Genomic DNA, 8,538 nt, shown 5'->3' with positions numbered 1-8,538 from the left:
GCTGCTGGGCCGCGAACAGATGCAGGTACCAGTCACCCGGCGCGCCATCCGGATCGGTCGTCCGGGTCCACGCCGGGCCGCCGAAGATCGACTGCCAGTCGTTCGGTGGCAACTCACCGCTCGGGCCGCGGCCGGGCCGGAACCAGAACAGCTCCCGCTCGGCCGAATCAGGGCCCTTTGATAACGCATTGCGGAACCAGGGATGCTGGTCGGAACAGTGATTGGGCACCACGTCCACGATGATCCGGATGCCGAGCCCGTGTGCCTCCCGGATCAGCTCCTGCGCCTCGGCCAGCGTTCCGAACACCGGGTCGATCGCCCGGTAATCGGCCACGTCGTAGCCCGCGTCGGCCTGTGGTGAGGCGTACCACGGACTGAACCAGAGCGCGTCGACACCCAGTCGCGCGAGATACGGCAGCCTGGCCCGGACACCCGCCAGATCGCCCACGCCGTCGCCGTTTCCGTCGGCGAAGCTGCGCGGATAGATCTGGTAGATGACGGCCGACCGCCACCATTCGGCCGCCTTCTGGGAACGCACGTCAGGCACGGATCGCTACCCGCTCTCTTGTCGCGTTGGGGTATGTGGGATGCCGGTGATCGACGCTGATCGCCCGTAAATCAGAACGCTTAGTCTGCGCGTCGTCTCTGTTTCTGCCCTGCTTCGTCCTCGACTCGTCGCGGCGCCGCGCCGGGTGCCGGCTAGCCCTTCATGGCGCCGCTGGTCAGACCGGACATGATGTTGCGCTGGAACAGCAGGAAGAAGCCGATGGTCGGCAAGGAGGCCATGGCCAAGCCCGCGATCAGCACGTTCTCCTGCATGTTCGCCGCCGCGCTGTTCACGCCCACGTTCAGCGTCATCTTTCCCGGGTCGGTCAGCGTGAGCAGCGGCCAGAGGAAGTCCTTCCACACGGCGATCACCGTGAAGATCGAGACCACGCCCAGGATCGGCCTGGACATCGGCAGCACGATCGAGCGCAGGGTCCTGATCGAGCTGGCGCCGTCGATCGCCGCCGCCGCGAGGATGTCCTCGGGTATCGAATCGAAGAACCGCTTGAGCAGGAAGATGTTGAACGCGTTGGCCACCGAGGGCAGCCAGATCACCCACGGGGTGTTCAGCAGGTTCCAGTGCACCAGCGGCAGATTCAGCACGGTCAGGTACTGCGGGATGACCAGGATCGCGGCCGGGATCATCATCGTGGCCAGCATCATGCCGAGGATCACGTTGCCGAGCACCGGCCGCAACTTCGAGAGCGAATACGCCGCCGCGACGCAGAAGGTCAGCTGCAACGCGAGCGCGCCACCTGCATAAATCAGCGTGTTGAGCAGCAGACGGCCCATGTGCAGCTCGTCCCAGGCGGTGCGGTACGGCGTTATCTGCGGGTGCGTCGGCACGAAGCTCGGCGGGTTCTGCACCAGCTCCGCGGTCGGCTTGAACCCGCCGCTGATCATCCAGTACAGCGGGAAGAGGAACACCAGGCTGAACACCAGCACGACGGCGCTCAGTGATACCCAGTACGCCTGTCGGCCGCTCTTGCGGCCTAGCTGCGCCCGGGAGATCAGGGTCCTGGATTGGTCGGCATAGGCAGCCATGTCAGGCCTCGTTCCCGTGTCGCTCGATCCAGACGTAGAGCACGGAGAAGATGCCCAGGACGATGAACATGATCACCCCGAGCGCCTCCGCCGTGTTGAAGTTGCTGAACTGGAAGGCGTAGTTGTAGGCGAGGTAGACGATCGTGACCGTCGAACTCTCCGGCCCGCCGCCGGTGGTCACGAAGGACTCGGTGAACATCTGCATCGTCGCCACGATCTGCAGCATCAGCAGCAGCGAGAGGATCGTTCGGGTCTGCGGGATGGTCACGTGCCACACCCGCTTGAGCAGCCCGGCCCCATCGATCTCGGCCGCCTCGTACAGCTCGCCCGGGATGCCCTGCAACGCCGCGAGGTAAATCAGCACCGCGCTACCCATGTTCGTCCAGGTCGAGATGATCACCAGCGAGGGCATGGCGCTCGGCGCCGCGCCCCACCACTGCGAGGTCGGCAGGTGTACCGCGTGCAGCAGCTGATTGAGCAGGCCCGCGTTGGTCGGATCCATGAAGTAGTTGCGAAAGAGCAGGATTCCGGCCACCGGCGGCAGCATCACCGGCAGGTAAACCAGCACACGAAGATATGCCTGGGCGTGCCGGAACTCGTTGATCACCACCGCGACGACGAACGGCAGCGCGAAGCCGAACAGCAACGCCAGCCCGGTGAACTGGAAGGTATTGCGCCAGGCCTGCCAGAAGAACGGGTCAGCGGTGATCTGCCGATAGTTGCGCAGTCCGGCGAAGCCGGTGACGCCCAAGTGCAGTCGCTGGAAGGACTCGATGATCTCGCGGATCATCGGGTACCAGGTGAACAGCGCGAAGCAGAGCACTGAGCCGAGCAGGAACCCGTGCGCCCGCACGTTGCGGCGCGCCTCGCGCACGAACCTGGTCTGCGGGCGCCGGACCGGCGCCGCGGTCTCGGTCCTGCCCGGCGAGATGACGATCGCCACCCGCTTCTCCCGTCTGGCTGATGCCGTTGCCGTGTTAATCCGTCGCGTGCTGCGTTGTCGGTGTCCTGCGGTAGATCGGCGGCGGCGCGCGGGTCAGGTAGTGCGGACCGGACCCACGCGCCGCGCCGCTTCTTGGTGGAGCGCGGCGGCGCTCCGCCTTCCCGAGTGGCGCCGCTACTGGTTGGCGAGGATCTGGTTGACCTTGCTCTCGGCGTCACCGAGCAGCTGCTGGATGTTCGCGCTCTTGTTCGTCATCACCGCGGACATCGCGTTGTCGAGCACCGCGTAGATCTGCTGCGCGGCGATCGGCGGCTCGCCGATGCCGGGAACCGGGTTGTTGAGGTACGGGGCGTAGTTCGCCACCGGCATGTTCGCGTTGGCCGCCTTCAGTGCCGCCGCGTCGGCCTGCGCCATCGCGGTGTTCGGCGCCCACAGCTGCGGCTCGGGCAGCCCGACCGCGATGAACTTGTTGGTGCCCGGGTCTCCGGAGAGGGCCACGTTGCGCGCGTAGTTGAACTGGCCCTGGCCCGGCGTCATGTACTCGTAGTTGATCCAGGCGATCGCGGCCTTGATCTGGTTCGCAGTGTCCGACTTCTTGATGTAGAACAGGTCGCCGCCGTCCTGGGTGGCCGGCGCGGGTCCGTTCTGGCCGGGCATCGGCCCGAGGCCCCACTGGCCGGGCGTGGCGCCGAGCGAGTTGGTCAGGTGCGAGATCACGTCCGGTGCGCCGATGATCATGCCGACCTTGCCGGAGGCCAGCGGCGGGAAGGCGTCGGCCCACTGGGTCACCGGGGTCGCCCCGATGCCGCCGGACTGCCAGCGCATGTTGTAGAGGTTCTGCAGCACCTGCTGGCCCTGAGCGTTGTTGAACGCGGCCTTGCTGCCGTCCGGGGTGGTCAGGCTGCCGCCGACGCTGTCGATCTCGTCGCCGAAGTGCCAGCCGCCGGTGTTGCCGCCGCTGTAGTCCTCGTAACCCGTGATCCCGCCGCCTAGCGCCGTGATCTTCGCGGCGTCGGCCGCCAGGTCCGCCCAAGTCGTCGGCGGCTTGTCCGGGTCCAGACCGGCCCGCTTGAACAGGTCGCGGTTGTAGACCAGGCCGGTGGTGTAGTAGATCCGCGGCAGCGCGTAGACCTTGCCCCCGTTGCTGATCTCCTTGGTCACCGTCGGCAGCAGGTCTTTGATGCCGGGCACGGTCTGCGGGTTGACGTACGCGCTGATGTCCGCCGCGTCGCCCGAGTTGAGCACCTGGTTCTGGTCGGTGAAGTAGGCGTAGAAGGCGTTGGTCTCGGTGTGACCCTTGAGCATCGCCGTGAAGGTCGCCGGGTCCTCGCACTTGGTTTTCGGCAGCGGGTTGACCGTGACGTGCGGGTACTTGACCTTGAAGGTGGCCAGGTCGTCGTTGTACTGCGCCTGAAGACCGGGCTGGTCCGAGGCCGGCGCGCAGTCGATGCTGATCGTGACGGTGGCGTTCGGGTCGAGCGGCTTGCCGTCCGCGGTCCCGTCGGCGCTGTTGCCCGCGCCCGATCCGCCGCTGCTTGATGAGCAGGCGGCCGCGCCGAACGCCAGGGCCGCCGCGCATGCGAACGCCGCGACCTTCTTTCGCTTATGCCTTGCGGACATCTGTGTCCTCCCTGAGCGGAAACCTGGGCACCGAGCCCTGCCCTCGGTCGAGTGAGGTCACTGTAGCGATGGCGACAACTGACTGCAATAAGTTGATGAGACATCGCAAAGATGCGACCTACCAGTGCTACTCTCTGTGCATCACCTTGGCTGCGACCCGCCATCGACGGAGCAAGGAGCGCCGCACCGTGACCTCGCCTGGCTTCCGCCCCCTGCGTCCGGACGCGGCGCTCGCCGACACGACCCCCGCCGTGGGCGCTGTCACCGTGCCGGCCGCGAGCGACCCGTCTTCAATGGAGACTGTGTCCCCGGACGGCGCCCCGCACCTGTCCGGCATCGCGCAATGGTGGCGCGACGCCGCGATCTACCAGATCTACCTGCGCAGCTTCGCGGACGGCGACGGCGACGGAATCGGCGACCTGCGCGGCGTGCGCGACCACCTCGACTACCTCGCCGGCCTCGGTATCGATGCCATCTGGCTGACGCCGTGGTATCCCTCGCCGATGGCCGACGCAGGGTACGACATCGCCGACTACCGCGACATCGATCCCGTATTCGGCTCGCTCGCCGACGCCGACGCGCTGGTCGCCGAGGCACACCAGCGCGGCATCCGCATCATCATCGACGTCGTACCCAACCACTGCTCGGATCAGCACCCGTGGTTCAAAGCCGCGCTTGCCGCCGCGCCGCGCTCGCTCGAACGCTCCCGCTTCTGGTTCCGCCCCGGCCGCGGCCCAGGCGGCGACCTTCCGCCGAACAACTGGGTCTCGCACTTCGGCGGGCCGGCCTGGACCCGGGTCACCGAGCCCGACGGCCGCCCCGGCCAGTGGTACCTGCATCTGTTCGCCCCACAACAACCCGACTTCAACTGGGACAACGCCGAGGTCCGCGACGAGTTCCTCAGCGTGCTGCGATTCTGGCTCGACCGCGGCGTGGACGGCATCCGGATCGACTCGGCCGCGATCCTGATCAAGGACCCGTTCCTGGCGGACGTCGAGCAGGAACTTGCGCCGCAACAAGCCCAGGCCGCGGTCTCGCCGGCTCCCGGCACCCGACCGCTGCACCCTTACACCGACCGTGACGGCATCCACGAGATCTATCGCGAGTGGCGGCGGGTCGCGGACTCGTACCCCGGTGGCAGAGTCCTGATCGGCGAGATCTGGCTGCCGGACCCGCGCCGCTTCGCGCTCTACCTTCGGCCCAACGAGATGCACAGCGCGTTCAACTTCGAGTTCCTGCGCTGCGCCTGGGACGCCGAGGCGCTGCGCCGAACCATCGATGAAACCCTTGCCGCGCACGCCCCGGTCGGCGCGCCGGCCAGCTGGGTGCTCTCCAACCATGACGTCACCAGGCACGTCACCCGCTACGGCCGCGCCGACACCACCTTCGACTTCGCCGAGCGGCACCACGGCGACCCGCTAGACCTCGAACTGGGCACCCGCCGCGCCCGCGCCGCCGCTCTGCTCACGCTCGCGCTGCCCGGCAGCGTCTACATCTACCAGGGCGAAGAACTCGGCCTCTGGGAGGTCGAAGATCTGCCCGATGCGGCGCGCCAAGACCCGATGTGGCACCGCACCGGCGGCGCCGACCCCGGCCGCGACGGCTGCCGCGTGCCGCTGCCCTGGTCCGGCACGCTCGCCCCGTTCGGATTCAGCCCGGCCGACGCGGGATCGCAGCCTTGGCTCCCGCAACCCGGATCCTGGAGCGACTACACGGTCGAGGCGCAGTCCGAGGATCCGGCCTCGATGCTGGAGCTCTACCGCGCCGCACTCCGGCTGCGCCGGGAGCAGCCCGCGCTGCGCAGCGACCGCGAGCCGTTGCGCTGGCTCGCCACCGAGCCCGGCGTGCTGGCGTTCCGCCGTGGAGACGAGTTTGCCTGCGTGATCAACCTCTCTCATGCGCCGATCGAGCTACCAGAGCATGACAGCATCCTGCTGAGCAGCGATCCGCTGCACGACGAGTCGCTGGCACCCGACACCGGCGTCTGGCTGCGGCTGCCGGAACAGTACTAGGGCCTGATTGGAAAGTGGCGCCGGTTAAGGCCGCGGTGTCTGGCGCGTGCGATCGCAAGGCGGAGGGTCGTTCTCGTACCGGGTGTACGCGGACGATCCGACAACGCAGCGAGCGTGCGTGGCAGGCGCCGCGGCCCAGGCGAGACTTTCCAATCAGGCCCTAGCCGACCGGAGGCGCTGCGGGATAACTTCGGCCGATGACTGATGCTGACGAGCGCGCCACTGCCCCCGCCGCCGAATCGCGCCACCCACAGCGCCGAGCCCAAGTCGTCCGCCTGCGTCCGGAGCACCGGGATGAGTACCTGCGGCTGCACCGTGACGTGTGGCCCGAGGTGCTGGCCATGATCACCGCGTGCAACATCCGCAACTACTCGATCTATCTGCACGACGATTTGCTGATCAGCTACTACGAATACATCGGCGAGGACCACGCCGCCGACATGGCGCGCATGGCCGCCGATGCGGCGACGCAGCGCTGGTGGAGGCTGACCGATCCGTGCCAGGAGCAGCTCCCGGGCGCGCAGCCGGGGGAGTGGTGGACCGTCCTGCCCGAGGTGTTCCACACCGACTGACCGCGATCGGCACGGTCACGCGGGCCGAGGAACGCGCTACCCGCCGCGCTCCCGAGGCGTCTGTACTTCTGACGCCGTCAAGTTGGGAGCCACCGTGGGTGATCGGGAATCCACTGGTCTCTTGCAGTATCACGAATTCGCGAGCGCGAGGGCTGGTCAGCTCTTTCGCATCGCGTATCTGATGTGCGGGGACTGGCACGAGGCGCAGGACCTGGTGCAGACCTGTCTGGCCAAGCTCTACTCCTCGTGGCACCGCATCCAGAAGAGCGAGTCCGTGGACGCGTACGCCCGCAAGGCGTTGCTGCACACCTACCTCTCGCACCGACGGCTGCGGCGCAGCGGAGAGATTCCGACCGCCGAGTTCGCCGAGGGTCGCGCCCCCGGTGACAACCCGGAGCTGCGGATGGTCCTGACCGAGGCGCTGAGCACCCTGACGCCGCGCAACCGCGCGGTGATGGTGCTGCGGTACCTCGACGACCTGAGCGTTGAGGACGTCGCAGGCTTACTCGACACCACCCCGGCCGCGATCAAGAGCATCTGCAACCGGTCGCTCAAGCAGCTACGCGCGCTGCTCGGCGACGACCGCGAGCTGTTGTTTCAGGAATGACGGCAGTGCTCAGCCAGCTCCACGCAACCCCCACGCAAACTCCCACCTCGGACCATCCATCCAATTAAGGGAACGCGATGAACGCCGCCGAAGACCGGCTCTCCGAACTCATGGACGCCGCGACCTGCGCGCTTGACCCGCCTATCGAAGCCCTACTCGCCGGTGGCGAACGCCTCGGGCGCGCCCGCAGGCGCCGTCGCCACATCGCCGTCGGCGCGGGCACCGCGGCCGTAGTGCTGCTCGCCGGCGTGGGCGTCGCCGCGGGGATGCGCGACACGAATCCCGGGGACAGCTATGGCGTGGCGGGCCACCAGGTCCGCCCGCCGCAGTCCCTCGGCCCGCTGCCGGCCTCGCCCGTGCCGAGCCTGACCCTCTCGAGCTCGTTCCCGGTCCCCCGCGGGCCCAGGCCGGGCGAGGTCCCGATCGACGCCGCGGCCGCGTTCAACATCCTGCGCAAGCTCGTCCCCGCGAGCTGGACGTTCGGCGCCTACCTGCCCTCCTCTCCGGGCTGGCTGCTGCGGGTGAACGTCGATGACGGCAAGGGCGTCGCGCAGATCTCCGTCCGCGTCGCCCCGGTCGTGAAGTCCGGCATGGACCCGGTGGACTGCGCGAAACAGGGTTACTGGGCCAGCGCCACTCCCTCCATAAGCCCTATCTCGGGGGGCGGCGCCTCTCCGTCCAGCAACCCCGCCCCGCCGGGCGCCCTTACGTCCGGCGCCCCCGTGCCGGAATGCTTTGTCGAGGGAATCGACGACGGCGCCGGAAACGCTATGGTGCAGGTCATCACGGCGCCGCCGTCCAAGATCGTCGTGGACCGGGTCATCGCGAACCAGGCGACCGGGGTCGCCGTCGAAATCACCGTGCAGAACGGCGACCCAAAAAGCGGCGCGAACGCGGTCACCCGCACGCTGCCGCCGGGGACCATCGACAAGTGGAACAGCATCGCGATCGATCACATGTGGCAGCTGTACGTGCCAGCCGCCCTGGCCAAGTAAGCAGGCTGCCCGCGACGGTTAGGCCGTGTGTAAGAAGTTTCGCTGGGGCCGCGACGCCTGCCACGCACGCTCGCTGCGTTGGCGAAGCCCCGGTGCCGCCAGGCACCTATCGGACACTGCCAGATGCCCGGTATGAGGACGCTCCGCAGCCTTGCGATCGCACGTGCCAGACGCCGCGGCCTTGTCCGACGCTACTTCT

8 protein-coding genes are annotated in these 8,538 nt (G+C 67.9%); 4 read left to right on the top strand and 4 right to left on the bottom strand.

What is annotated here, in order from left to right; genetic code table 11:
- The 4 genes from VN779_RS17730 to VN779_RS17715 all read right to left on the bottom strand — a co-directional run.
- On the bottom strand, positions 1-547 hold a 547-nt coding region (locus tag VN779_RS17730; RefSeq protein WP_325724710.1), incomplete at its 3' end, for an alpha-amylase family glycosyl hydrolase.
- A 152-nt stretch (positions 548-699) separates the two neighbouring features.
- Positions 700-1,590: a carbohydrate ABC transporter permease gene (locus VN779_RS17725; RefSeq protein WP_325724708.1), complete on the bottom strand. Its 891-nt coding sequence runs from the start codon at positions 1,588-1,590 to the stop codon at positions 700-702.
- Position 1,591: 1 nt separating this feature from the next.
- Entirely contained in the window at positions 1,592-2,533 is a 942-nt protein-coding gene (locus VN779_RS17720; protein ID WP_325724706.1) for a carbohydrate ABC transporter permease, read from the bottom strand.
- A 174-nt stretch (positions 2,534-2,707) separates the two neighbouring features.
- On the bottom strand, positions 2,708-4,153 hold the full coding sequence (locus tag VN779_RS17715) for an ABC transporter substrate-binding protein (protein ID WP_325724704.1): 1,446 nt from the start codon (positions 4,151-4,153) through the stop codon (positions 2,708-2,710).
- A 293-nt stretch (positions 4,154-4,446) separates the two neighbouring features.
- On the opposite strand from VN779_RS17715, the gene VN779_RS17710 reads away from it, so the two are divergent.
- From VN779_RS17710 to VN779_RS17695, 4 genes are all read left to right on the top strand, one after another.
- Entirely contained in the window at positions 4,447-6,165 is a 1,719-nt protein-coding gene (locus VN779_RS17710; protein ID WP_349260839.1) for a glycoside hydrolase family 13 protein, read from the top strand.
- Positions 6,166-6,362: 197 nt separating this feature from the next.
- Entirely contained in the window at positions 6,363-6,737 is a 375-nt protein-coding gene (locus VN779_RS17705) for an L-rhamnose mutarotase (protein WP_325724700.1), read from the top strand.
- A gap of 121 nt (positions 6,738-6,858) precedes the next feature.
- Positions 6,859-7,344: a SigE family RNA polymerase sigma factor gene (locus tag VN779_RS17700; protein ID WP_325724698.1), complete on the top strand. Its 486-nt coding sequence runs from the start codon at positions 6,859-6,861 to the stop codon at positions 7,342-7,344.
- Positions 7,345-7,421: 77 nt separating this feature from the next.
- A complete protein-coding gene (locus VN779_RS17695; protein ID WP_325724696.1) occupies positions 7,422-8,339 on the top strand; it encodes a hypothetical protein in 918 nt (305 codons plus the stop codon).
- Positions 8,340-8,538 lie beyond the last annotated feature (199 nt).

The sequence above is a fragment of the Actinocrinis sp. genome (assembly GCF_035605935.1).
In the GTDB taxonomy this organism is placed as follows: domain Bacteria; phylum Actinomycetota; class Actinomycetes; order Streptomycetales; family Catenulisporaceae; genus Actinocrinis.
This window is presented reverse-complemented; position numbering and strand designations above follow the sequence as displayed.

Bases quoted from the DNA above. Each gene is read 5' to 3' on its own strand.
- VN779_RS17725 (WP_325724708.1), bottom strand. From the start codon at position 1,590: ATGGCTGCCTATGCCGACCAATCCAGGACCCTGATCTCCCGGGCGCAG.
- VN779_RS17715 (WP_325724704.1), bottom strand. From the start codon at position 4,153: ATGTCCGCAAGGCATAAGCGAAAGAAGGTCGCGGCGTTCGCATGCGCG.
- VN779_RS17710 (WP_349260839.1), top strand. From the start codon at position 4,447: ATGGAGACTGTGTCCCCGGACGGCGCCCCGCACCTGTCCGGCATCGCG.
- VN779_RS17705 (WP_325724700.1), top strand. From the start codon at position 6,363: ATGACTGATGCTGACGAGCGCGCCACTGCCCCCGCCGCCGAATCGCGC.
- VN779_RS17695 (WP_325724696.1), top strand. From the start codon at position 7,422: ATGAACGCCGCCGAAGACCGGCTCTCCGAACTCATGGACGCCGCGACC.